The following is a 25,440-nucleotide window of genomic DNA, read 5'->3' as shown; positions in this document are numbered from 1 at the left end:
CTTTTTAATTTTTAAATTATTTGTTTTATAATCAATGATATGGGTGTAAAATATTCTTTAACTATAGTGTTTCACTCCCTATAGTCAACATCCCTTCCCAGCTAAAGTAATCCCTCGTCAAACTCCCTCGACTCATCGACCAACCACGATTTGGCAATTTACATGGTCCTATCGCAAGCTTTTTATCCCCAAACCTTTCCTTAACACCCTCAATTGCAAGCTGCAGTTTCTCATTTCGCTCTATAGATTCAATATCAGTCAACAGATCGGGAATGTAGGTGGCCTTGTTTTCGATACACGTTAAAATCACTCCGCATTTTTTAAAATCAATACCTTCTTGAAATAGTTCATTCATTTGCTTCATCACGGCTTTATTCATGACTGCAGCAGAGTCAGTAGGCTCAGCAAAGCTTACACTAATTGATTTCTTATAAAAGGGCTTGTTCTTATCAAATGGATTGGACTCAGCAAAAGCAATCACACAACCACATAAACTTTTATCTTCTCGTAGGCGTTTAACAGCTGACTGCAGGTAATCACTCATTGCCTCAGACAAAGATTCTTTATCTGTTACACGTTGGCCAAACGACCTCGATGAAATGATTTGTTTTTTAGCGGGTGGGGCATGTTCAATCTCTATGCAGGAAATACCTTGCAACTCGGCAACCGTTTTGGCCATAACAATGGAAAAGAGTCTTTTCATATTCCGAGGTTCAGTTCGGGTGAGATCCTGAACGGTATGCACACCCATGGCATGCAGTTTCTTGCTGTGCTGTCGACCGACTCCCCAAACCTCAGATACATCTATCAAACTAAAAAAGTAATCCTTATGTTTTGGGTCCATTGATACCAAGTTGCAGACACCCGAAAAACGTTTGGCTTTCTTGGCCATATGGTTAGCAATCTTCGCTTCAGTTTTACTACGACCAATTCCGACTGATACAGGCAAGCCGATCCACTTGGCAATACGTTCGCGCATGTCTTGAGCGTATTCCGTCAAATCGAATTTATGTTCATATGCGGTGAGATCTAGAAAGCATTCATCAATCGAATAGATCTCATGCTCTCCTGGTGCAACATATTCTGCAAGGATGCTGTGAAAGCGTTTAGACATTTCTGCATAAACTTTGTAGTTGCTCGAAAGTACTTCTACATTGTGTTTCTCAACAATGTCTTTTATTTGGAATAGGGGAACACCCATTTTAATCCCAAGGTCTTTAGCTTCTTGCGAACGCGCCACAGCACAGCCGTCATTGTTTGAAAGCACAATGACTGGTCTATTATTCAACTTTGGATTAAACACACGCTCACAACTGACGTAGCAATTGTTCACATCAATTAAGGCATAGATCTTATTTTCGCTTCTCATCTGAAGCTCTTCAGAACGCGGGTGACAACACCCCAAATAATAAACTCTTGCCCTTCACTGAAATGAATATCTTTAAAGTCTTGGTTTTCAGGTTTCAGCCAACACATCCCATTTTCTTCACACATGAGTCGCTTAACAGTGAACTCATTGTCGACTAGTGCAATCACGATGTCCCGATGCTTTGCTTCAAGACTTCGATCGACAATTAATTCATCCCCAATATCAATCCCAATATTGATGAGAGAAAGGGAATTGACACGCACAATGAACGTAGCAGCAGGATTCTTAATCAAGTGCTCATTAAGGTCTAAAGTCTTATCAACATGATCTTGGGCGGGGGAAGGGAAACCCGCTTGAACGCGCTCTGTGGCTAAGGGAATAGCCATGTGTGTGACAGGATCGACCTGGCGAATACTGTCAATTTCAGGATCAGCTTTAGCCTTCTTGAGAAAGGCTTTGATTTCTAAAACAGAAGAGTTTGGCACACGAATAAGCGTGGTTAGCTCTGAACGCTTTCGCCCCGCACCCGGTCTCACACCACCATGATTTTTAATATCGCTCATAATCAAACTTGATTTCTGTAACAGATTTCAAGATTGTAGATTTTGGTTAAAATAAATTCAAATTTAAAAGCTGTGGATAATCAATGCACCTTCAAAATTAATGGGAAAAATTTAATTTATTTCAAGTCTACTCAGGTCTACTCCCAAGTAGACTGATAGTAGACCGCAGAACTATTGAGTAGTGTTGTGATAGATTGGGTAATATTGCAAAGTGTCGTATAAAGCACTGAATATAGAGGTTTTAGGGAAATACAGATTGTGTAATATTGCGTGAGATTGCATTATTTTTATTAGATTATAGAATTATGAGTCCGCTGCTCTAACCAACTGAGCTATAGGCCCTAATATCTTGAATTTGTTATATATCAACAAGTTCAAGCGAAATGAATACTAGCGAAGATTTTTTAAAAAAACAAGCTTTTTCATACTTGGTTGTACAGTATCCCAACAATTAGAAGATTTGAATATTAATACGTAAGTAATTTAGAAAATGATGAGTTTTCAATGTTGTTGAATTAATTTATGCATCTAGCAAGTGGTACTACTAAATTGTTTAGGTCAATACATCAAGTGGAACTAAGTATAGACATTCCTAATTCTGTGCAAATGCAGATTTTATAGGCTCTGACCCGCAATAACTAGCAATAGAAAGGATATAGGGGGCTTTGGCCAAAATCTAATGCACTCAGCCAAAAGGCTCTACTTTCATAATTTTAGACCTTATTTTTTTAGCGGGTGAGAAGTACAGGGTCCTCAATGTTATAACCTGTTTCAAAAGGAATCCCGAGATATTGAACTGTCACCAGTGCTTTTTGTTGATGAGGAACTTTATAAGTTTGTGAAATGCGCAGCCCATTTTTATAGTCCACCGCCTTGTGTATGGGGCTTTTCAAATTGATGTATTTCACTTGATATTGATAGCTAAACTTCGGTATTGAGAGTGTAGGGTCATACCAAGAGGGTTCTTTTGAAGTCTTTTTATTGATGACTTGAATTTTAACCTGCTTGGGCAGAATCGGCGTTAAAGCTTTGAGTCGTTTTTTAATTTTTGCAATGTCACGGTCAAACTTCTGACTGTCTTGATCATAGTCAATTTTTTGAGTTTTTGGATTGATATATAAAGATTCTACTTCAATCAGTTTGGAGGGGGTTTTGCTGTTGAGTTGATAATAATACAATTGTGGCAAACGACCCCGACCATCTAAATAATGTCGCATCACATAAATTTTTTGATCAGTTTGGTCGAGTCCTAAAACTTCAATATTTTGTGGTCCACCTACAGTTGCAAAACTGTGGCTTGAAAAAAATAAGCTACTGAAAAGTAGTGGGTGGATTATTCTCATCATCATGAGGCACCTCATATTTTTTACTGATGATGTTTCACTTTAGTGGCTACAAAATGTAGAAAAATTAACTTGAGTATAATGCTTTAAGTATTTTGGATACGTTCAATGACCATTTGGGCTACGTTTTTCGTAAGTTGATCAAGTCGCTCGAGCGCAGTTCCTAGCAGCAAATACTGGTAGCTACTTAATGTATTTTGATAATAAATAGCCGTGTAAAAGGTGCCTTCTGGTTTTTCAGGCGTCGCACTTCCTCCAGGTTTCAATAACCCTGTACATGAGACAATGATATCGGCATGACGAAACAGTCGATGACCGTGAATTGCCATAACTTCAGTGACTTCAATCGACTCTGCTGTATATTGCTGAATCAATGCTGGATCTATTTTTAAAATTTCACATTTGATACTGGGATCGTAACTGACCAGTCCACCGAGTAAAATGTCAGCTCCGCTATGTTTATAAATCGAAAACTGGCTGGACAAATAACCAGAACTGGCACTTTCGATAAAGGCGATGGTCAATTTTTTCTGTTCTAGGAGGTTGCAGCATTGTACTAATATTTGCACGTTTTTAACCTCCTGATGTTCATTAGGTTGATCTATTTGGTAGCCTAGTCATAAACACGATACACACCAACAAAACGATTACATGCTTTGTTTTCACTTTTTACAGAAAGAATGGCTTTTTGAAAGTTGAACTGATAATGGCAGTTGTTTTCATTGTCCGTGATGTTTTGTTTCTGATCTGGTGTAGTGTAGGCCAAAAATGAAATGGTTTGAGTCTCTATACGATTATTAGGATTACGGTAGGCGATACCTTCAATCTTAATTTTATCTTTAGACAGTTGATGAACTTGCAGATGCACAGGTTGCTTAGCAATCGTCCCATGTTCAAACTTTAAATAGTGTTGGGTCAAACTTTGATTAAGTGAAGTATAGAAATTCAGATCATCAATTCGAAAATCCATCTGCTGTTGATAGCAATCTAAGGATTTGCACTGTTGTAGACGGTTCAACCATAGCTGTTGGGTATCGACTAATAAACGCTGTGGGGCATCACTGATTAAAAAAGCAGTCATTGATTGCGTGTCTAATTTGTGCCGAATGTCTTTGAATTGATCACCACAGATCTTTTTAAGACCAGACGATGAAGGAGCGTCACAGTCAATGACTTGAGCATAACTAAAGCTGGTACAAAGACAACTTAGACACACTAAAATACTAAATTTTTTCATAAGTTTTATGTCGGTTTCCAACAGCATGATCGCTTATACTTTCATTATGTTGCGCTGCTTGTAACTATAGCGAAAGAGAAAGCGTGAATACAAGATTTCAATCATTTATTTCTTAAAGGAAACTGAGCATGGTTGCACATATTCGAATTGGACAGGGGCTGGATGTACATGCTTTTGAAGAGGGTGAGTTTGTCACGTTGGCTGGGATTCAGATTCCACATACACACGGTTTGAAAGCACATTCAGATGGTGATGTTGTTTTGCATGCTTTAACAGATGCATTATTGGGTGCGTTGGCTTTGGGGGATATTGGTCAACACTTTCCAGATACAGACCCTCGTTTTAAGGGAGCAGACAGTCGTGTATTGCTTAAACATGTCTATCAGCTTATTTTAGACCGTGGCTATCAATTAAATAATGCTGATATTACCGTAGCATGTGAACGTCCGAAGTTAGCGCCGCATAATCTGGCAATGCGTCAAAGTATTGCAGACCTTCTTGATGTCGAAGTTACGCAGATTAGTATCAAAGCAACGACCACAGAGAAACTCGGTTTCACGGGTCGTCAAGAAGGTATTTTATCTACTGCAACAGTGTTGATTTCTCATGCAAAATGATCAGGGTTGATCATCGCAAGTTTTAACTCTTGTGTTGCTTTACGGCCTTGAAGTTGTAAAGCAACAGCATGTGCTAAACCTGTCCATGTGTCATTGGGTTCCCAAATTTGATGCATGGCCTCATGGGCTGTCGGCATATCCATATTCATATAATACTGACGATATAAATACATTAAACTGCTGACGCTGTAGTTCTTCGAACAGTGTACCCAAATGGTTTGTTCTTGAACTAAATGATCAATCATATCTAAGATCAATAAACATTGATCATCAGAAGGCATGTCCGACGAAATAGGTACATGTATATAGTTCAGCCCTAAATCTAAGCAAATTTGATCTTCACTGGGCAAATGATTACTGGCATTACTGAGCGCAAGATTGATCACAGTATTTACACCATACTCTTTAATTTGCTTTAACTGTTCTGCAGTTGGTTGTCCAGAAGTCAGTAAATGCTCGTGGATGAATTGAAAATTCAGGGTTTGGCTTAAGTGAGTTTCAATAGCGTTCATAATTTTTTCTTAATCATAGAATGAAAAACGCCATCCGAAGATGGCGTTTTTTAAACTTATCGGTTTGGTAAAACGTCTTTAAGTGCTTCGTGCATCTCTAGTAATACCTTTTCTGTGGTATCCCAGTCAATACAACCATCGGTTACAGACTTACCATATTCGAGGTCGCATAAGTTTTCAGGAATTTCTTGACGTCCACCTTTAAGGTGACTTTCAACCATAATGCCAATAATAGACTTATTACCATCAAGGATTTGTTCTGTAATATTTTTCAGAACAAGCGGTTGGAGGAATGGGTCTTTGTTTGAGTTTGCATGACTGGTGTCAATCATGATTTTCGTACTGACTTTAGCTTTAGCCAATGCTGCTTCAGCATCTGCTACAGAACCTGCGTCGTAGTTTGGCTTGCCGTTACCGCCACGAAGCACTACGTGTGCGTATGGGTTACCTGAAGTACGAATTACAGAAACTTGTCCTTGGTTGTTTAGGCCTAAGAAGTGGTGTCCATGTTTAACAGACTGCATTGCATTCGTTGCAACAGTTAAACCACCGTCTGTACCATTTTTGAAACCTACAGGTGAAGATAAACCTGAAGACATTTCACGGTGTGTTTGGCTTTCAGTGGTACGTGCACCAATCGCTGACCAAGAGATTAAATCTTGATAGTATTGTGGTGAGTTTGGATCAAGTGCCTCAGTTGCACACGGTAAACCTTTTTCATTTAACTCAACCAGAAGCTTACGACCAATTCGTAACCCTTTTTCAATGTTAAATGAGTCATTCATGTCTGGGTCATTAATGAGACCTTTCCAACCCACAGTGGTACGTGGTTTTTCAAAATAAACACGCATAACGATATAAATGGTGTCTTTAATTTTCTCACTTAACGCTTTTAAACGATCTGCATATTCGTGTGCAGCAATTGGGTCATGAATAGAGCATGGGCCAATAACCATAAAAATGCGTTTATCTTTACCATCTAAAATATTGCGTATTGTTTCACGACCGTGAAGTACAGTTTGATATGCAGACTCAGTGAGAGGCAATTCAGTTTTTAATTCCGCAGGTGTTACAAGCGGATGAATGCTTTGTAAGTTCACGTCATCGATATCGTTTTGGGTAATAGAGTTTGACTGTAGAGTATTCATTGCCGTCACTGGTTCGATCGTATTAAGTTGCTTTATGAGCTGAATATAACACGGTTTAGCTGAGAAAAGGTTATAAAAAAGTCGAATGAATCTTTGAAAAAAAAGTGATGAATCTTGGAGTTATTTTAAATCAGAATGCCTAAACTGAGGCATTCTGATGTGTAGAAATTTGAACGACTTGCGCAGTTTCTGCAGGTTTAACTGGTTTTGCTTTAACAGGATTCAACATAAAGTTTACCCCGAGAGCAAAGAGTGTGATGCCAAGGACTTTGCGAATGATTTTTTCAGGAAGACGCGAGCTAATCAGTGTTCCGACAATAATTGCAGGAATCGAACCCACCAATAACCACATCAGGAGGTGAAAGTCGACATTGCCTGAAGTCATATGACCCAAACCTGCTACAAAAGTAAGGAGGACAGCATGTACTACGTCAGAACCAATAATACGAATCATTGGTAAGTTTGGAAACATAATGACCAAAGCCATAATGCCAAACGCACCAGCGCCAACTGAAGATAGTGTTACGAAGACACCAAGAACCACACCCATTATGACAATGTATTTGCGTTTCTTGCTGGTTTGAAGCTGGACTTTTTCTAAGTCTTCAGTCATGTCTGGGAGTTCATCTTTGCGTAATTTATTGAAAAATTTTTCAATTTGATTACGAAAAACAATCGACAAACCTGTGATGGTTAACATAAAGCCTAAGACCATGGTCAGTACAGCTTTATAATGTGTAGATTGGCTTAAATAGTTGTCGAGTACCCAATGTGTTGCAAAAGAAGCAGGAATACTACCGATTGCAAGCCAAAGTACAATTGGCCAGACAATATTTAACTTTTTGGCATGCACAAATGAACCGCAGAACTTAGAGATTGCGGCATAAAGTAAGTCTGTACCAATCGCAATGTGAGGTTCGATTCTAAAAAGACTTATCAGGATAGGGGTCATCAGAGAGCCACCACCGACACCTGTAATTCCCACACAAAAACCGACTAAAACACCTGCGAGAATAAATTCAATTGGACCAAACATTGTTATATGCCAAATATCAAAAACGTGCATATCTTATGACGTTTTAATATAAGCCGTTGTCTTGATTGTTGATTTACTTATTCTAAAAAAAGATATAGCAAAGAATTATGTTTGCTAAGAAGCGGTTTGTGATTTAAACAATATAAGAGTAAATAGCCATAAAAAATTGAGAGCGATCATCCCACGTACAACATAGATGTGACGGTTGATGTGACGTTTCCATTTTTCAAAGTCTGCGAATGTTGAAGTATAGGTCATATCGAAGTGCTGCTGACGTGGATCAGGTACAGTGAACTGATGAATAAAGACCTCCTTTTTGGAATTTTTTAGGTTCCAAAAAACAGGTTGCAAATAATAAATTTCGACCTGCCTTACCGTAAATTGGTGACGATGAACCGATTGGTCACATAGTGTCTGAACAGGTTTTACCATCAATGCGCAGTTTGCGACCCATAAATGATGCTGTTGTTTAAATTTCAACGTACTCATCCTTCCTTTACTGACTTCAATCGTGATTTCATCAAAGATCTTGCTTTGAATCTGAGTAGGAATCCAACTGCTCGGGAAACAAATAAAGACAATCAGGTTTAAAAAGACCGAAATCAGAAGTGTCCAGCCAAAATGATGTTTCGACCAAATCCATAACTGTCGAAGAGGAGTGATGATTTCTTGTTGTGACCAATTTAAAATTGAACGCAAGGTTTTACCCTGTGGAAAGTTGTATAAAGTGCTGATTATTAAACATGTTATAACCAAAAAAGCAGGGTGCTTCAACTTAAATGATTTTGATCAGTCTATAAAATTCTGTTGAGTTTTTCTGTTTATATTGACTCGCACAGCTTTTTATTTAGGTCATGATCTAAATAAGAAGTGTGCGAGTTTAAAATAAATGCTTAGCTAGATTTGGTTGTTTTCTTGGGCTTTAAGTCATTGATGCGCAGAATCAGGATAAAAAGGATAGGGCTTGCAAATATAAAGAAACTAACACTTCCTACACCGCGACCCGTGTATTGAATCAATAAAGTTAATGCTACAGCCAATACAGCAAAAGCAAAATAGCGACAGATTTGATAATGTTCTGCACATTTCGACCAATGTGATTTGTGAGTTTTAGGTCGTTGCTTTTCACTCACCAGAAAAAGGATATAGCAGGATAATGCGATAAGGATCCCAGTAATGATATAGATCATGAGTGGGTCTCCTGAGCAGCAGTATTGGCATATTTTTTCTGAATTTTTTGAACTGCTTTTTGTTGAATCGGCTGGATTTTTTGATGTAAGAAAATAGCCAATATCGTAAGGATCATAATCATAAAATCAACGCGAAAAAACAACCAATATTCATTTAAGTTATGTACATATTGATGGCTGATTAAATAGTAAAGATTGAAAATAGGCAAAGACACAGCAAGTAAAATGAATCCCTTTAATTGAGTTTTCCAAAGGTGTTGCTGTGGAGTAAGCAGTGCGATGAATAAACTGAGTAACCAAGTGCCAAAAAAGGCGTAAATCTCATAGTTGGGTTGACCTGCTTCTAACTGAAGTAAACGATTTGTGAACAAATAGCTTAGCATGGCAATTGGCAAGCCAATAATAGCTGCGGTATTGAGACGATTTACCAAATAATGTCCAAAGTGGAAGCTTTGTTTCTTATTTTGTAATTGACGTTTTAAGCTCCATAACAAAAGTCCTGAAGCAATCATGGCGCAACCTAAAAGCCCTGAAAAGAAGAATGCGAAACGTAATAGTGGCTGTGCAAAGTGCGCCATATGTAAGCCATAAACACCATTATTGAGTGTCGCAATCGCACTATTATTGCGTGTATCACCAAGTAGTGCACCAGTTTCAGCATTGAAACTGAGTTGGTCAGGACTACGTGTAATGGTTGAGTCAGTTGACGCAACAAAGTTCACTTGAGCCATGTCCGTATTAGGATGTTTGACCGTGATATTATCAATTTCAGTTTTACTCCAGCGCTGTTCATACTGCTGTATAAAGTAGCCTATGGTTTGCATAGTTGCTGGTGTTGGTTTTATATCTGATGCGATGCTAGTGTTTCGTATTTCATCGAAATATTGAAAGGGTTGTTCCGGGTAGAGTTTTTTCATACCACTCGGCAGAATGAGATAAAAGAAAATGGCTAAACCTGTAAATGTAATAGTGAGAAAAAAAGGCAAAGCAATCACAGAAGTGACATTATGAAAGTCCAAATACGAACGTTGTCCTTTAAATGCCCTTAAGGTAAAGAATTCTGTGAATATTTTTTTATGCGTAATGATGCCTGAAATGAGGATAATCATCATTAAAAACGCTGCGATAGTAACTAGAAGCCTGCCGATAAAATAGGGCACACCGTACAGCTGGTAGTGGAAGCCATAGAAAAATTCACCACCTTGAGTTGCAGATAGGCTGACTTCTTTTGCAGTAGTTGCATCTAAAGTCTTACTTTCATAACCACCATCGGCTTTTTGCCAGTAAATTTTATTGACTGGTGAACTTGTACTTGCCACACCTATATACCAACTTTGTGCATCTGCGGCATTTTGTTGTAAGTATTGATATGCTGACTGTATCGCGGTGTCTTGTTTGACTTGCATGGTGGCAAATTGCGGCTGCATCCACAGATTTATTTCATGACGATAATAGGTTGCAGTACCAGTTAAAAAAATTGCAAACAATAGCCAACCAAATGTCAGACCAAGCCAAGAGTGTAGCCATGCCATTGATTGGCGAACGGATTTTTGCATGGTTTAACCTACGAACTTCAGCATGAGAAAAAAGCATAGACCCAGTGAAAAGGTCACAAGACTTAACTTTTTTAAGGATTGAACACAAAAACTCAAAATAACAAAACAGATAAAAAAAATCAGCGACAAAAAAGCAGCGAGAAAAATGGATTCTGCTTTATCTAAAAGCGGGTAAAAACTGAGAGTCAGTAGTTCAGATAAAATGAATGTGCATAAATAGCCTAAGCCAAATGCAACTAAAAACCGATACAAGACGGATACAGGGTATAGAACTTGATTCATGACTAAACATTTTACTCAGATAATAGCACCTTAGTCTCTAGGCTTTAAAAGCTGAAACCCAGGCGCAATTGAATCAATATTTAAATTTCACAGCAACACTATAATTGGCTGGTGCGCCATAAAAACCCTGTGCATCAGGGAAATTGAATAAATACTTTTCGTCGGTGATGTTGTTCCCATTTGCTTGTAAAGTAATATGGTCATTTAGTTCATAACTTGCCATAACATTTACGAGCGCATAAGCATCTTGTTGTATGGTGCCAGCTTTTTGTGTCACTACACCATTGGTATTTGTTGTCTCAGGAACGTCTAAATAGGTTTTGTCTTGCCACTGTACACCCAAACCTAATTTTAGTTTAGGAATTTGTGGGATTTGATAAGTTGTCAATAAATTAAAAGATTGGGTAGGGTTAAAGGTTCGTGCGTCACCGCCATTGATTAAATCTTTCAAACTTAATATGGTGTAACCAAAGTTTAGGTTTAAGTGGTCGGTAAGTTGCCCAGCTAAGCCAAATTCATAACCCTGCGAGCGTAAGTCGCTGACTTGAGTTTTACGAGTTGTTGGCAGGCCATCAGAGTTGCGTAGGGGATAGTTGCTTTCTTCTGTACGGAAAATTGCCATGGTTGCTGTCAATTTATCATCTAGCCATGAGCTTTTTACACCGATTTCATAACTTTCCCCCTCAATTGGCTTATTAATACCACCATCTAATGCTTTGGTTGTTTGAGGTCTAAAAATTGAAGTGTAGCTCATGTAACCTGTATATTCAGGTGTAAAGTTATAAGTTAAGCCAGCATAAGGTAAAACTTTATTTTCATCATAAATTGTATCTGCACCATAGCTTGTGCCCTTACTTTCAGCTTGTACATAGTTTGCACCTAAAAGAAGCCTTAAATCATCGTTTAAATGCAGACGTGTTGCTGCATAAAAACTTTGATTTTTTTGCTTCATATGCATTTCACCACTAGTTTGTGATAAATCCCAAGTCGGTTCATCTGGTGTCCAGCTGGCTAAATCTGTTGTGTTGTGATTGCTGTAACTACCGCCATAACCCAGTTCATTACTGTCATTCTCAGACCATGAGTACCCGAAAACAGCCTCATGACGTTGTCCCAATAATGGATAGGTTCCTGAAAAATTAAGATTGGCTTGACGAGCTTTATTGTCATCCACATATATACCAGGCCATAGGTATACGCCTGAAGTTCCATCGGCACTTGGGTTGCCAGATAAAAACAGAAGTTTTGAATCTCGTGTTGTATGCTTTTCATCATAAGATAGTTTTGCAACCCAATCACCACCAATTTTTTGCTGTAATTCAGCGAAATAATTTTTGATATTGGTATCCCAATAGGTCCAATCTGGACTGTAATTGTAATTTCTTGAATAACTTAACTGCTCACCTTCTGTATTGATGAGAGGGTTTGCACCCCAGTTATTACCATTTGATTTATTATTGGTTTCAGTATAACCCGCGGTAAATAATGTTGAACTGGTGATATCTGCTTCAATAATTGCACCGAAGCCGTTTTTCTCAAGCTCATAGTTGTCTAAATAACTGTCACCTGTTTGTTCATAACCAAATACACGTCCACGTATTTTTCCGTCTTCTGTTAATGCCGAGGACACATCTGCTTCATAACGTTGTGTATTCCAAGAGCCATAACTTGCATTGAACGATGCCTGTAATTCTTGTGTAGGGCGTTTTCGAATCATATTAATACTTGCGCTTGGATCACCAACACCATTATTCAGTGCGTCAGCACCTTTTACTACTTCTATTCGATCAAATAAAAAACTGTCAGGGTTATCATTGTTATAATTATAGCTTTCGAGTGGAAAGCCCACACCATCAACAAGTACATTTGAAATCTCAAAACCACGAGCAAGATAGGTTGTACGATCAGTTTCTTGGTTGCTGACAATAACACCAGGGACGTTCCGTAAAACATCACGGGTACTATTGAGTGCAAAATCATCAAGCTGTTGCCGTGTAACTACATTCACAGTTTGTGGGGTTTCTTTGAGCGGTATGTTTAGTTTAGTTGCACTCGATGAATTTTTAACAATATACGATTTCGAACGCTCAGAGTTTTGTTCTGGCTGTTCATCACTTGCTTGCACAGTAATCGTTGCTAAATTTTGCGCATCTTGTGCAAGGCTATATTGAGCACTAAAAATAGCTAAGCTAATAATTGATAACCTAAAGCCATGAGATTGAATGTTCAACATTGATTAATACTAATGAGAATAATTATTGATAAGTTTATTGTTTGCTGAGATTGTTTACAAGTTCTTCACAATTGAAAAAATAAATCGAAAAATTTTGTTTGATAGATTTGAAGCGCAGTATTTAGTGTATTTAGATTTTCTTTCATTATCGTAGCCTTTGCTATCCCCAGATTGGGCCAACATAGTCGCGCCAATCTAAAAATGGCTATGTTATGATGCATGGGTTGAAAAATAAGGAATAATGCTTTGCAAAACCGGAAACTTAAAATTGGAATCGTAGTGGGTGAGGTATCAGGGGATACTTTAGGTGCTCAACTTATTCGTAGTTTTCGTGAGCAAGGAATTGATGCAGAATTTGAGGGTATTGGTGGCCCACAAATGCTTGCAGAGGGTTTTAATAGCTTTTATCCGATGGATATTTTGTCAGTTATGGGGCTGGTTGAGGTTCTTAAAGACATTAAAAAGCTTTTTGCTGTACGTGATGGACTGGTAGAGAAGTGGACAGCCCATCCTGTCGATGTGTTTATTGGGATTGATGCGCCAGACTTTAATCTGCGCCTTTCAAAAAGTTTAAAGCAAAAACAACTGCCTATAAAAACCGTGCAGTATGTTAGTCCTTCCGTTTGGGCATGGCGTCAGGGACGGGTTCATGGCATCAAAGCTTCTATTGATTTGGTACTGTGTTTATTTCCGTTTGAAAAAGTATTTTATAAAAAATGGGATGTTCCTGCTGCGTTTGTAGGACACCCCTTGGCGAGCCAATTGCCTCTAGAAAACCCAATTTTACAAGCCAAAGAAGAGCTGGGTTTAGATCTGAGTCAAAAACATATTGCTTTACTACCTGGAAGTCGACGTGGTGAAATTGAACGACTCGGTCCACTGGTTTTAGATGCTGCAAAATTACTCTACACCAAATATCCAAACTATCGTTTTGTGATACCTGCGATTAATGATGCGCGAAAGCAACAAATCGAAGCTTTGCTTAAGCAGTATCCAAAAGCACTGGTCGACCAAATTGATTTGCTTGAAAACTCAGGCACCGAGTCTAAAATTGGACGCCAAGTGATGAATGCCGCTAATATTGTAGCTTTGGCTTCAGGTACAGCAACTTTAGAAGCTATGCTGTTACACCGACCAATGGTGACCTTCTATAAGTTGAATTGGTTCACCTATCATGTGGTGAAATTCTTGATCAAGATTCAATATTATTCATTGCCGAATATTATTGCAGGCAAGAAAGTGATACAAGAATTAATTCAAAAAGAGGCAACGCCTGAGAAATTGGCGGCTGAAATTGAAAAATTAATGAATATTGAAACCGCACAGATTCAGGCCATGCAACACATTACGATGCATAAACAGTTACTTGCAGGTAATAGTGAAAATCCTGTAGAGGCGATTTTAAATATTTTAGATTAATTTTCTTTAAGAGATAGCGATAGTACAGTGAGAAACAACCCAAACATATTTGGGTTGTTTCTTTTTACGTTAAGGTTTTAGTCCAACAGCTTTGGCACGAGCAGCGTGTAGCTTTTTATAGCTGTCGATTAAACGTAAGTGACGGTCTAAGCCTTCAAGTTTCATACTGGTTTCTGTTAAACCATAGAAACGAATACGACCTTCAACTGTGCCTATTACCGCATCCATACGTTCATCACCGAACATACGACGGAAGTTGGCTTCATATTCTTCCAGTTCCATGTCGTCATCTAACATCACTTCGAGCACGACATTCATGCATTGGTAGAACAGACCACGTTCAACGGTATTGGTGTTGTATTGTAAGAATGCCTCAACCAAGTCTTTTGCTTCCTCAAACTGCTCTAATGCAAGATAGATGAGTAGTTTAAGTTCAAGCAGAGTCAATTGACCCCATTCGGTATTGTCATCAAACTCAATCCCGATCAACGTCTTGATCTCAGTATAGTCGTCTAGCTCACATTCTTCTAAACGTTCAACCAGTGCTTCAAGCTGTTCATCGTCTAAACGGTGTAAGTTGAGAATGTCTTCACGGTAAAGTAGTGCTTTGTTGGTGTTGTCCCAAACCAAGTCTTCAACCAAGTAAATTTCTGAGTAACCCGGCACCAAGATACGGCAGGCTGTTGCACCCAAATGTTGGTAAATGGCCATATAGACTTCTTTGCCCATATTTTCCAAAATACCGAACAGCTCATCAGCTTCATCAGCATTTGAGTTTTGGCCTTGATTGGTAAAGTCCCACTCGACAAAGTCATAGTCCGATTTAGCACTAAAGAAGCGCCATGAAACCACACCACTTGAGTCAATGAAGTGCTCAACAAAGTTATTGGGTTCGGTGACTGCATTTGAGCTGAATGTTGGGCGAGGTAAGTCGTTTAGACCTTCAAAGCTACGACCTTGCAGTAGCTCAGTTAAGCTACGCTCAAGCGCAACTTCAAAGCTTGGGTGTGCACCGAAAGAGGCGAATACACCACCTGTACGTGGGTTCATAAGGGTTACACACATGACAGGGTATTGACCGCCTAGCGAGGCATCCTTCACTAGTACAGGGAAACCTTGCTCTTCTAAACCTTGAATGCCCGCTAAAATACTAGGGTATTTTGCTAAAACCTCTTGCGGTACATCTGGCAGGGTCAGTTCACCTTCCAAAATTTCACGTTTAACCGCACGCTCAAAAATTTCAGACAAACACTGTACTTGTGCTTCAGCTAAGGTGTTTCCTGCACTCATCCCATTACTGAGGTATAAGTTCTCAATCAAGTTTGATGGGAAGTAAACCACTTCAGCATCAGACTGGCGAACAAAAGGTAAAGCGCAAATACCGCGCTCAGTTTTCCCTGAGTTGGTGTCGTATAAATGCGTACCTAACAGTTCTTCTTCAGGGTCATAAATTTCAAGTGTATATTCATCCAGAACGCCTTCTGGCATTTCACCATTTGGACCTGGCATGAACCATTTTTCATCTGGATAATGCACAAAGTCGGCATTGGCAATGTCTTCACCCCAGAACTGGTCGTTATAGAAGAAGTTACAGTTCAGACGTTCAATGAACTCACCCAGTGCAGAAGCTAATGCACTTTCTTTGCTTGACCCTTTACCGTTGGTAAAACACATTGGCGATTGTGCATCACGAATATGTAAAGACCACACATTTGGCACAATGTTACGCCAAGAGGCAATTTCAATTTTCATGCCTAGACCAGCCAAAATTCCTGACATATTGGCAATGGTTTCTTCTAAAGGCAGGTCTTTACCTGCAATGATGGTGCTGGTTTCAGAAGCAAGGCTTGGAATAAGCAGGGCTTGAGCATCAGCATCAATGCTTTCTACTTCTTCAATAATAAATTCAGGACCTGTTTGAATGACTTTCTTAACCGTACAACGGTCGATAGAGCGCAAAATACCTTGACGATCTTTTTCTGAAATGTCTGCTGGGAGCTCAACTTGAATTTTGAAAATTTGTTTATAGCGGTTTTCAGGGTCAACAATGTTGTTTTGCGACAAACGAATGTTGTCGGTTGGAATGTCACGTGCCAAACAATACACTTTGACAAAATAAGCCGCGCAAAGCGCAGAAGATGCTAAAAAGTAGTCAAATGGACCGGGTGCAGAGCCATCACCTTTGTAGCGAATCGGTTGATCGGCAATGACTGTAAAATCATCGAACTTCGCTTCTTGGCGAAGATTATCGAGATAATTAACCTTGATTTCCATGCTGGCACCTAAATTTTCTTATATGTCAGCATGGACATACAAGAGATAAAACATTGAAAAATAAGCCGAATCACGGATGAAAATTGGACTTAAAAAAGTGTGGCTAGAGCGAAAAAGAACAAACAAGCAGTGGTTTGAAGCCATCTCTAGCAAGGATGCGGGATATTATAGTGGGATTTTCACAAGATGCTAATCTTTGTCTGCAAGTTCAAGGTATTTATCTGGGCACAGAAAGACATAAGTAGAGAGAAGATTGCTATTAAACCATTAAGGACGAGCACTTTAAGTTGGGTTTGGATGATTTCTATATTGGCTTGGGCTCATTTGATACTGTCGTTTAAAGCTTTGGCTAAAAGCCGTTTCTGAGTTGTATCCGACCCGATGTGCAATTTGTTGAATTGTGCCTTGTCCATTGCGCAGGTATTGGGCGGCTAAACGCAGACGATGTTGTTGCAAATAAGCCAAAGGGCTGGTGCCTAAAATTTGGCTAAACAATGTGGCAAATTTAGATCGTGACATACAACACTGTTCTGCAAGGGACTCAACTGTCCAAGGCTGTGCAGGTTCCGCATGAATTTTAGCAAGGGCATTGGAGAGTTCAGGATGAGATAAAGCACTCAGCCAATTGTTCGAGTCTTGCAGCGCGTCAATATAATCACGTACACATTCAATTAATAAAATACTGACCAAATGATCCAAAATTTTGTCGCGACCCGGGCGTATGCGTTGGACTTCTAGAGCGAGAAACTGCAATCCAATTTGCAACCATTCAGGCACTGTGCTGAGGTCTTGGTGTTGCAGGTGAATAAATGCGGGTAAGGCTTGTACCAACGGACGCGCCATAATAGGGTCCATATGTGCATGTAAGGCCAAGATTACGGTTTTTTGTTGTGTCGCATCACTTCCAAAAGTGACTTCTTTGTGTTGGTTTTGAGCAAATAAGTCAGAAATATCGAATACTTCTAATAGTTGGTCTTTGCTTGACGACCGACATTCATGACTTGGCCCCGAAGGGAGTAAGATCAGATCACCTGCTTCCGCTCGTATGCTTTGTTTGTTTTCTAGGTAAATATTGAAATCACCTTGTAATACCGCATAGGCCATCATTGTGGATTGTTCGCTATAGCGAAAAGCCCACTCACCATACGGTTTAAGGTAGAGGTACTCAGATTGGTTGAGGTGTATATCTTCAAAAATTTTACTTAAAGCATCCATACGTTACGATTTCTATTCTTTATTTTTGGGTCTTGATATTTGATTTAGGGTCAATTTTAGTCATTTGAGGTCAAGGACGATTACGCTGTTTTCTTGGACGTTAGCAACTGTTTTTTATGTCCCATTTCTAGAAATATAAAGGCATAACAAGAAAATTGGAAGAATGGTAATGAATGCATCAGTGAAAATGACGAATTCTAGCGTAGTCGTTAAAAATGCAGCAGGGATGGATAAAAAGCGTTTTGGCTGGCTCTTGAGTCCTGGGCTTCCTGTGATTGGCATGGGCATTTTAGCAGGCTATCATTTTGGTCCAAAACCCACTAAGAAAATATTTGCCTTAGGTGGGCCACTATTATTACATGTCATCATTCCAGCGGTCGATGCTTTGGTTGGTGCAGATGAGAACAATCCTTCAGATGATGAAATTAAGGTCTTGGTGGATGACCCGTACTATGACCGTATTGTGAAATTGTTCATTCCGCTACAAATGGCAGCCAACCTGTTTGCAGGTTATGTGGTGACCCGCCAAAATGTATCAATGCTCGACCAAATATTATTGGGTGTCTCCATGGGGGCAATTAATGGAGTAGCAGTAAATACAGCACATGAGTTGTGCCATCGTCCTAAAAAATCAGATCATTATTGGTCACATATGACTTTAGTGCCGTTGGTCTACAATCATTTCCGTATAGAGCACCCCTATGGACACCATAAACGTGCTGCGACGCCAGAAGATCCTGCTTCATCGAAAATGGGGGAGACTTTTTATGAGTTTTGGCCGCGAACTGTTTTGGGTGGATTGAAGTCGGCGGTTGAAATTGAACATAAACGCCTAAAACGCAAAGGCCTGTCATTCTTTTCCAAAGAAAATGAACTGTTTCATGGATGGGCAATGAGTGCGGGCTTTCATGCAACCATGTTGAAATTGTTTGGTAAAAAAGTAGCGCCATATCTGGTGACACAGGCATTTTATGGGGTGAGCCTGTTTGAAATTATTAATTATATTGAACACTATGGTTTAAAGCGTAGCCAAAAAGAAGATGGCAGCTATGCGCGAACCATGCCTGAACACAGCTGGAATAATAACAACATTGTGACGAATTTATTCTTATATCAGTTACAACGCCATTCAGATCATCATGCCTATCCAACCCGCCCATTTCAGGCATTAAGACATTTTGATGAAGCCCCAGAGCTACCGAGTGGTTATGCCACCATGTTGATTCCAGCGTTAATTCCAAAGCTGTGGTTTAAAATGATGGATCAACGAGTGTTTGATCACTACCAAGGTGATTTGACCAAAGCCAATATCTTGCCTAAGCGCCGTGCTCAAATCTTTAAGAAATTCGGATTAAGTGCTGACTAAACTGCAATATTTCAGCGATAACAAGCTGAATACATAGTTGACATCGAACTTACAGTCATTGCTTTACTGAGTGCTTGTAAGTTCGATGCTCATGAAAGGCCTACCGCTAAACATTCCTTTTTAAAAGGCTTATACTGCGATGTATGTAATGAAAATATTGAACAGTAATGACACCAGCAACCAAACTTTTGAAAGCCAATAAAATCGAATTCTCTATTCATGAATATGAGCATGATGCCAATGCCAAAAGCTTCGGGCTCGAAGCTGCGGAAAAATTAAACTTACGTGTCGAAGAAGTGTTTAAAACACTGTTAGTGACCGATGAAAAAAACTATTTTGTTGCAATTCTTCCTGTACATCATCAGTTGAACTTGAAAAAAGTGGCGCAGGCTGTAGGTGCCAAAAAACTAAAAATGTCCGATCCTAAAGATGCAGAACGACTGACAGGTTATTTGGTCGGAGGGATTAGTCCTGTAGGGCAGAAAAAAAGGTTAAAAACTGTAATTGACCAAAGCGCAGAACAGTTGGAAAAACTATATGTCAGTGGCGGTAAACGTGGATTGGATATCGGTTTAAAGCCTCAGGATTTGGCCAAAGTACTTTCTGCTAGTTTTGCTGATTTGTTGGATGAATAAACAGCGAATCTTGCGTTTACTTTTAGTTTATTTTAGAGCCCATTCAGGTCATCTGAGTGGGCTTTTTTCAATCTAAAATAGAGAAAATTTATAGTTCAGATCAATTATAAATTCATAAACTATCATTTAAAGCTATGGTGTAATTTCGTATACTATATATTTAAAAAACTGATTAACAATTTAAAATAAATATAAAACAATACTTTATGTTGTTTTTTTGGTGTTTTTTTCAAAAGTAAACAAAATTGCAAAGATAAATGATAATAATTACCATTAACATGCTTTACAGCGTTGGCCAACGTGAACACCTTTAAGAAACATAATTACATGAAATGAGCTTGAAATAAGCTTTTATAAGAGGATATGGTCAGATGAAAGAGCAAGCCAATCGCTTGGCGATGCAACATCTAGTCAATGCATACTCACAAGAAACAGGCAATTCTAATTTGCTTGAGAAGTATCAACAAAACTCAACTCAACTCGCGTTTAGCCAAGGTTTGACGCTGTTATCTTTACCACTCAATTTAATCCAAGCGCAGCTTTTTGTTCCGTTAAGCTATGTCAGCCGTGTTGGGCGACATCGTATTGCTGCTTTGCCTCAAATTTTTCAAAAAGGTCAGAAGCTTAACTTTAGCTCAGTTGCAATGGTCAGTCTGCTACTAGAAGAGTTGGTTCAGCAAACCCAAGGTCAAGTAGACGCGGCCTCATTATTAGAGCGTTGGATCCAAAGCCGTGATGCTTTACAACAGTTTTTAAATATTCGAGCAGATGATTTTGATGAGCTTGTTCAGGCTGAGCAAAGTTTTATCGCATCTGAACAAGCTTTGATTTTAGGGCATAGCATGCATCCTGCGCCAAAAAGCAGAACAGGCTTTGTACATGAAGACTGGCAGAAATATTCACCTGAAGCCAGAGGACAAACTCAACTTCACTATTGGCTAGTGGCACCCGAATATATTGCTGAAGGAACAGCACTTGAGAACCCTTTTTCAGAGCAATTGAAGCAAGAAATTCAATGGCATCTCTCAGAAGCCGAAAGTGTCACGCTGTCTACCTATGCACATTATAAATTATTACCCTTACATCCGTGGCAAGCCCGCTATTTACAAAGTAAAGCGTGGTTTAAACATTTAAAAACGAAATTGAAAATTATCGATTTGGGTGAAAAAGCCTGGCTCTTCTCACCAACAACATCTGTTCGCACTCTAGCTAGTTTTAGTGCGCCGTGGATGCTGAAACCTTCGCTTTCAGTGATGATTACCAACTCTATACGTGTCAACTTAGCCAAAGAATGCCATCGCGGTGAAATGACGCATCGGCTTTGGCATAGTGAATTGGGCCGAGATATTTTAAAACAATGCCCAAGCCTAAAAGCGGTCAATGATCCTGCATGGATTGCTCTACAGCTGGATGGTGAAATTATTGATGAAACAATCTGTATCGTGCGTGATCAGCCATTTGATCTAAAACAGCAAGTGACATGTATTGCTTCATTATGTCAGGACCATCCTATAAAAGAACGCAATCGTTTTAACGCATTATTTGAGCAAATCGCAGTTCAACACAGGCGAGATGATAAAATACAAATTGCCCACGACTGGTTTAAGGCTTTCTTAAATATCAGTCTGAGCCCACTCATGTATGTTTATCATCGTTACGGAATGGCCTTTGAGTCGCATCAACAAAATGTCTTGGTTGAGTTAAAAGATGGTTGGCCAGAGTTGCTGTGGCTACGTGATAATCAAGGCTTTTATTATATCGAAGAGTTTGCAACTGAAATTTTACAACAGTTCCCAGAGCTGAATGACAAAGCTCATGCGGTTGGACCAAAGGCATTTGTCGATGAGCGTTTTAGTTATTATTTTTTTGGTAATACCTTATTCGGCATTATTAATGCGATTGGTGCAACAGGCTATGTAAGTGAACACGATTTACTTACAGTGCTTCAGCAACATCTATTGGAGCTTTTAAAACAATATCCAGAGAGTAGTTTAATTCAGAGTTTGTTGTATCAGCAGACTTTACCCTATAAGGGCAACTTGCTGACCCGATTATATGAACTAGATGAATTAATAGCAGCTGTTGAAAATCAGTCGGTCTATATTCAGTTAGCCAATCCGTTATGTATCAAACAAGAGGATGCTCTCTATGCTTGATTTTATTGCGATTGGCCTAGGGCCATTTAACTTAAGCCTTGCCAGTCTGTTGCATGAAAAGACGGAATTAAGCTATCTGTTCTTTGAGAAAAAAGCGCAGTTCGACTGGCATGCAGGTATGCAACTCCCCAATACAGTTTTGCAAGTTCCATTTATGGCAGACTTGGTGTCGATGGTCGATCCGACCAGCCCGTTGAGTTTTTTGAATTATTTAAAAACACAGCAGCGCTTATATAAATTCTACTTTCTTGAACAGCAACACATTCCACGTAGTGAATACAACCATTATTGCCAATGGGTGGCAGATCAACTCAGTCATATTCAATACCAATCAACAGTTAAGGCCATTTATGCTAAAAGTGAAGGTTATGAGGTCGTGGTTGAACAAGGTGGCCGTTTTATCCGTTACTTGTGCCGAAACCTAGTAATTGGTTCAGGTAACTTGCCTTATTTACCTGATTGTTTACATAAGTTACAGCAGCAAGTTCCTGAGAAATGTATTCATTCATCAGACTATTTGACACATCAAAAAGAAAAACTAAAAGGTAATGTCGTGGTCTTAGGTTCTGGCCAGTCTTCTGCTGAGGTTTTCTTGGATTTGTTCGATCAGCAGTATCAACATGATCGTACCAAAATAGCAGACTTCAAGTTGCACTGGCTGACGCGTTCCAATGGCTTTTTCCCGATGGAATATGCCCCTTTGGGGTTGGAACATTTTAGCCCGAACTATACCCAGCATTTTTACACGCTTTCGGAGTCACAAAAAGCTGCGCAGTTAAAAGATCAAGCGTTGTTGTACAAAGGTATTAGTGCCAAAACCATACGAGATATTTACCAAAGGCTCTATCACCGTAGTATTGCATCTACCCCGCAAAAAACACATTTGCATGCTCAAATTCAGTTGCTTGATGCTGAGTTGATGGAAAGTCAGCACATCAGATTAAGTCTTGAACATACGGTAACTCAACAGCGCTTCTATATGGATGTTGACTTTGTGGTTGCATCCACAGGTTATTACAGCCCTGAGTTTCCATTTTTGAAATATTTAAAACCTTTGATTGCAACCGATCAAATGGGGCGCTGGAAAGTCAGTCAAGATTATCGTTTACAGCATAGTGCAATGGGCGAAATTTTTGTGCAAAACCAAGAGATGCATAGTCATGGTGTTGGTACACCAGACTTAGGACTTGGTGCATTTCGAGCAGCGATGATTGCCAATCAATTGCTCGGTTATCAGCTCTATGAAATAGGAAGTAATGAGCAGACTTTCCAGCACTTTAAACCTGAGTTAAACCCCGAAGTGTATGTGCAGCATGGCATATCCACTCAGAGGGTATCAGTTTCAGTTCATTCTTTATCCAAGTCCAAAAATACTGAACAGCAAAAAATACAAACAGGTCTACATCCATCTATGACGGCCTATACATTCGAGAAAATAATATGAACTTTGCACAACTTCAAGTGAATCAGAAACAGTGGCGTTCAGCAGGACAGCGTTTAATCGAAATGGCGATTGCTGAATTTTTATATGAAGAAATTATTCAAGTGACTCATTTAAGAGACCACAGCTATCAACTTCTTTTGGATGATCAAAGCTATACCTTTAAAGCTCAGAACTATTTATTGGGACATTGGCAAATTGAGGAGGGTTCGGTACGCGAGTTGGGTGCGGTTGAGGATATTCCTGCATGGAACTTACATACTTTTATTCGCGCCTTTTCAAATCAAACTGAAGTTAAGCCTTTTACTAAGGCGTATTTGATCAAAGAAATGAACAATACATGGTTAGCTGAAGCGCATTTATTTGATGAAAGTCGTTTAAGCAGTGCAGCGGTATTGACCGCATCTCATCATGAAATTGAAGGCATGTTGCGTGGTCATCCGTGGTTGATTATGAGTAAAGGTCGGATGGGTTTTGGTTATGATGATTATTTAAGTGCTGCGCCAGAACTTTCTCCAACTGTAAAAGTACTGTGGCTAGCAGTCCATCGTGATCTAGCGGAATTTCGCTCTACCAAAGAGTGGCAAGCGGGGACACTCTATCAACATGAGTTAAGTGCAGAACAACTCACAAATTTTGAACAACAATTACATGACAGAGGCTGCTCTTGTCGTGACTATTTCCTCATTCCCGTACATGCATGGCAGTGGCACCAATGGTTAATGCCAACGTATGCTAATGAAATTGTAGATCAGCGTATTATCGAGTTGGGTATTGGAGACGATGACTACGTGCCGATGCAGTCGATTCGTACGCTTTGCAACATTAGTCAGCCTGAGCGGCATTATGTCAAATTACCAGTCAGTATTTTCAATACCGCAGTGTATCGAGGATTGCCATCTAAACGGAACATCGCAGCCCCAGCCGTCACAGCTTGGCTAAAGCAGATTCAATCTCAAGATCCAGACTTAAAACAGTCAGGTGTTGCATTCTTAGGTGAAGTCGCAACATTGACCATCCATCAGCCATGCTTTGATGAGATTGAAGGCGCGCCGTATCAGTTTAAAGAACTGTTTGGATGCTTATGGCGTGAAAGTATAGACCCAGTGATTGGAACTGGTGAACAGGCACTTTCGCAAGCAGCTTTGTTACATCGAGACATCAACGGACAGTCAATATTAGCTGTGTTGATTCAGGCCTCAGGTTTGAGCCCATTACAGTGGTTAAAACGCTTTGCTGAAGTATCTATTACTCCACTCTTAATTTGTTTGTACAAATATGGCTTGGCTTTTTCTCCACATGGGGAAAATACCATGCTGATTCACACCAATGGCGTACCGCAGAAAATGGTGCTGAAAGACTTTATTGATGATGTCAACTTGGTCGATGAAGACTTCCCAGAGTTGGCAGGTTTACCTATTGAGGGACAAATTTTACTGCGACATCCTGCGCAGGAACTCAGTCATTTTATTTTCACTGGGCTGTTTATGGTGCATTACCGCTATATCTGTAATGTATTCCTACAAGACTATCCTGAGCATAGTGAAGTTGAGTTTTGGCAGACTATTTCATCAGTGATTGAGACGTTTCATCAGTCGCATCCAGAGTTGGCAGAACGTATTGAAAAATTTGCCATGTTTAGAGCAGAGTTTGAAAAGATTTGTTTAAACCGTGTGCGCTTATTTACCACCAGTTATAACGATGAGGCAGAACGTCCTGTCCCTGTATTTTTAGATCCAATTGCTAATCCTGTCAGCCCTGAAACCTTAAAACGCTGGTCAGAACAGGTGGCGAAATCAACTGATGATACAACTACAAAGCGTATCGCATCGTAAAACACTAAAAAAT

The 25,440-nt window shown here is 39.5% G+C and carries 21 protein-coding genes; 7 read left to right on the top strand and 14 right to left on the bottom strand.

Going from position 1 to position 25,440, the window contains the following annotated elements:
- Nucleotides 1–61 precede the first annotated feature (61 nt).
- The 5 genes from B9T36_RS09525 to B9T36_RS09505 all read right to left on the bottom strand — a co-directional run bounded on the left by B9T36_RS09525 (nt 62) and on the right by B9T36_RS09505 (nt 4,539).
- Nucleotides 62–1,369 carry a Y-family DNA polymerase gene (locus B9T36_RS09525; protein WP_086209258.1) on the bottom strand — a complete coding sequence of 436 codons (1,308 nt, stop codon included), beginning with the start codon at nt 1,367–1,369 and terminating at the stop codon, nt 62–64.
- A complete protein-coding gene (locus B9T36_RS09520; protein WP_086209257.1) occupies nt 1,366–1,932 on the bottom strand; it encodes a LexA family protein in 567 nt (188 codons plus the stop codon). The genes B9T36_RS09525 and B9T36_RS09520 overlap by 4 nt, the downstream gene beginning before the upstream one ends.
- Before the next feature lie 728 nt (nt 1,933–2,660).
- A complete protein-coding gene (locus B9T36_RS09515) occupies nt 2,661–3,281 on the bottom strand; it encodes an aminotransferase (RefSeq protein ID WP_086209256.1) in 621 nt (206 codons plus the stop codon).
- An 80-nt stretch (nt 3,282–3,361) separates the two neighbouring features.
- Nucleotides 3,362–3,844, bottom strand: coding sequence for a CinA family protein (locus tag B9T36_RS09510; RefSeq protein WP_086209255.1), 483 nt, complete (start codon nt 3,842–3,844; stop codon nt 3,362–3,364).
- 44 nt (nt 3,845–3,888) lie between these two features.
- The gene (locus B9T36_RS09505; RefSeq protein ID WP_171264449.1) at nt 3,889–4,539 is read right to left on the bottom strand and encodes a hypothetical protein; all 651 of its coding nucleotides are present in this window, start codon (nt 4,537–4,539) and stop codon (nt 3,889–3,891) included.
- A gap of 101 nt (nt 4,540–4,640) precedes the next feature.
- Here B9T36_RS09505 and ispF point away from each other — a divergent pair, with 101 nt between their 5' ends.
- Nucleotides 4,641–5,129 carry a 2-C-methyl-D-erythritol 2,4-cyclodiphosphate synthase gene (gene ispF / locus B9T36_RS09500; RefSeq protein ID WP_086209254.1) on the top strand — a complete coding sequence of 163 codons (489 nt, stop codon included), beginning with the start codon at nt 4,641–4,643 and terminating at the stop codon, nt 5,127–5,129.
- Here ispF and B9T36_RS09495 read toward each other — a convergent pair.
- From B9T36_RS09495 to B9T36_RS09460, 7 genes are all read right to left on the bottom strand, one after another.
- On the bottom strand, nt 5,117–5,641 hold the full coding sequence (locus B9T36_RS09495; protein ID WP_086209253.1) for a protein tyrosine phosphatase family protein: 525 nt from the start codon (nt 5,639–5,641) through the stop codon (nt 5,117–5,119). The two genes, ispF and B9T36_RS09495, sit on opposite strands and share 13 nt — an antisense overlap.
- 56 nt (nt 5,642–5,697) lie before the next feature.
- Nucleotides 5,698–6,789, bottom strand: a complete 1,092-nt coding sequence (locus B9T36_RS09490) for a 3-deoxy-7-phosphoheptulonate synthase (protein ID WP_086209252.1) — start codon at nt 6,787–6,789, stop codon at nt 5,698–5,700.
- A 139-nt stretch (nt 6,790–6,928) separates the two neighbouring features.
- Entirely contained in the window at nt 6,929–7,825 is an 897-nt protein-coding gene (locus B9T36_RS09485) for a sulfite exporter TauE/SafE family protein (RefSeq protein ID WP_086209251.1), read from the bottom strand.
- A 114-nt stretch (nt 7,826–7,939) separates the two neighbouring features.
- Nucleotides 7,940–8,524, bottom strand: a complete 585-nt coding sequence (locus tag B9T36_RS09480) for a hypothetical protein (protein WP_086209250.1) — start codon at nt 8,522–8,524, stop codon at nt 7,940–7,942.
- A gap of 194 nt (nt 8,525–8,718) precedes the next feature.
- A complete protein-coding gene (locus tag B9T36_RS09475) occupies nt 8,719–9,015 on the bottom strand; it encodes a hypothetical protein (RefSeq protein ID WP_086209249.1) in 297 nt (98 codons plus the stop codon).
- Nucleotides 9,012–10,571 (bottom strand): PepSY-associated TM helix domain-containing protein, encoded by a 1,560-nt coding sequence (locus B9T36_RS09470; protein ID WP_086209248.1) that lies wholly within the window; start codon nt 10,569–10,571, stop codon nt 9,012–9,014. Before B9T36_RS09470 ends, B9T36_RS09475 begins: the two co-directional genes overlap by 4 nt.
- Before the next feature lie 355 nt (nt 10,572–10,926).
- Nucleotides 10,927–13,086, bottom strand: coding sequence for a TonB-dependent siderophore receptor (locus tag B9T36_RS09460; protein ID WP_086209246.1), 2,160 nt, complete (start codon nt 13,084–13,086; stop codon nt 10,927–10,929).
- A gap of 246 nt (nt 13,087–13,332) precedes the next feature.
- Here B9T36_RS09460 and lpxB point away from each other — a divergent pair, with 246 nt between their 5' ends.
- Nucleotides 13,333–14,505, top strand: a complete 1,173-nt coding sequence (gene lpxB / locus B9T36_RS09455) for a lipid-A-disaccharide synthase (protein WP_086209245.1) — start codon at nt 13,333–13,335, stop codon at nt 14,503–14,505.
- Between the two features lie 69 nt (nt 14,506–14,574).
- On the opposite strand, the gene B9T36_RS09450 is transcribed toward lpxB, so the two are convergent.
- Together B9T36_RS09450 and B9T36_RS09445 are read right to left on the bottom strand one after the other, a co-directional pair.
- Nucleotides 14,575–16,779 carry an OsmC domain/YcaO domain-containing protein gene (locus tag B9T36_RS09450; protein ID WP_086209244.1) on the bottom strand — a complete coding sequence of 735 codons (2,205 nt, stop codon included), beginning with the start codon at nt 16,777–16,779 and terminating at the stop codon, nt 14,575–14,577.
- Nucleotides 16,780–17,061: 282 nt separating this feature from the next.
- A complete protein-coding gene (locus tag B9T36_RS09445; protein ID WP_086209243.1) occupies nt 17,062–17,994 on the bottom strand; it encodes an AraC family transcriptional regulator in 933 nt (310 codons plus the stop codon).
- A 169-nt stretch (nt 17,995–18,163) separates the two neighbouring features.
- Here B9T36_RS09445 and B9T36_RS09440 point away from each other — a divergent pair, with 169 nt between their 5' ends.
- From B9T36_RS09440 to B9T36_RS09420, 5 genes are all read left to right on the top strand, one after another.
- Complete coding sequence (locus B9T36_RS09440) at nt 18,164–19,360, top strand: alkane 1-monooxygenase (protein ID WP_086209242.1); 1,197 nt, start codon at nt 18,164–18,166, stop codon at nt 19,358–19,360.
- Nucleotides 19,361–19,527: 167 nt separating this feature from the next.
- A complete protein-coding gene (gene ybaK, locus B9T36_RS09435) occupies nt 19,528–19,995 on the top strand; it encodes a Cys-tRNA(Pro) deacylase (RefSeq protein ID WP_086209241.1) in 468 nt (155 codons plus the stop codon).
- 371 nt (nt 19,996–20,366) lie between these two features.
- Nucleotides 20,367–22,151 carry an IucA/IucC family protein gene (locus B9T36_RS09430; RefSeq protein ID WP_086209240.1) on the top strand — a complete coding sequence of 595 codons (1,785 nt, stop codon included), beginning with the start codon at nt 20,367–20,369 and terminating at the stop codon, nt 22,149–22,151.
- Nucleotides 22,144–23,595 carry a lysine N(6)-hydroxylase/L-ornithine N(5)-oxygenase family protein gene (locus B9T36_RS09425; RefSeq protein WP_086209239.1) on the top strand — a complete coding sequence of 484 codons (1,452 nt, stop codon included), beginning with the start codon at nt 22,144–22,146 and terminating at the stop codon, nt 23,593–23,595. Before B9T36_RS09430 ends, B9T36_RS09425 begins: the two co-directional genes overlap by 8 nt.
- Nucleotides 23,592–25,427 (top strand): IucA/IucC family protein, encoded by a 1,836-nt coding sequence (locus B9T36_RS09420; protein ID WP_086209238.1) that lies wholly within the window; start codon nt 23,592–23,594, stop codon nt 25,425–25,427. The genes B9T36_RS09425 and B9T36_RS09420 overlap by 4 nt, the downstream gene beginning before the upstream one ends.
- Nucleotides 25,428–25,440 lie beyond the last annotated feature (13 nt).

Origin of the sequence: Acinetobacter sp. ANC 4204, from assembly GCF_002135205.1 — a bacterium.
Taxonomy (GTDB): domain Bacteria; phylum Pseudomonadota; class Gammaproteobacteria; order Pseudomonadales; family Moraxellaceae; genus Acinetobacter.
This window is presented reverse-complemented; position numbering and strand designations above follow the sequence as displayed.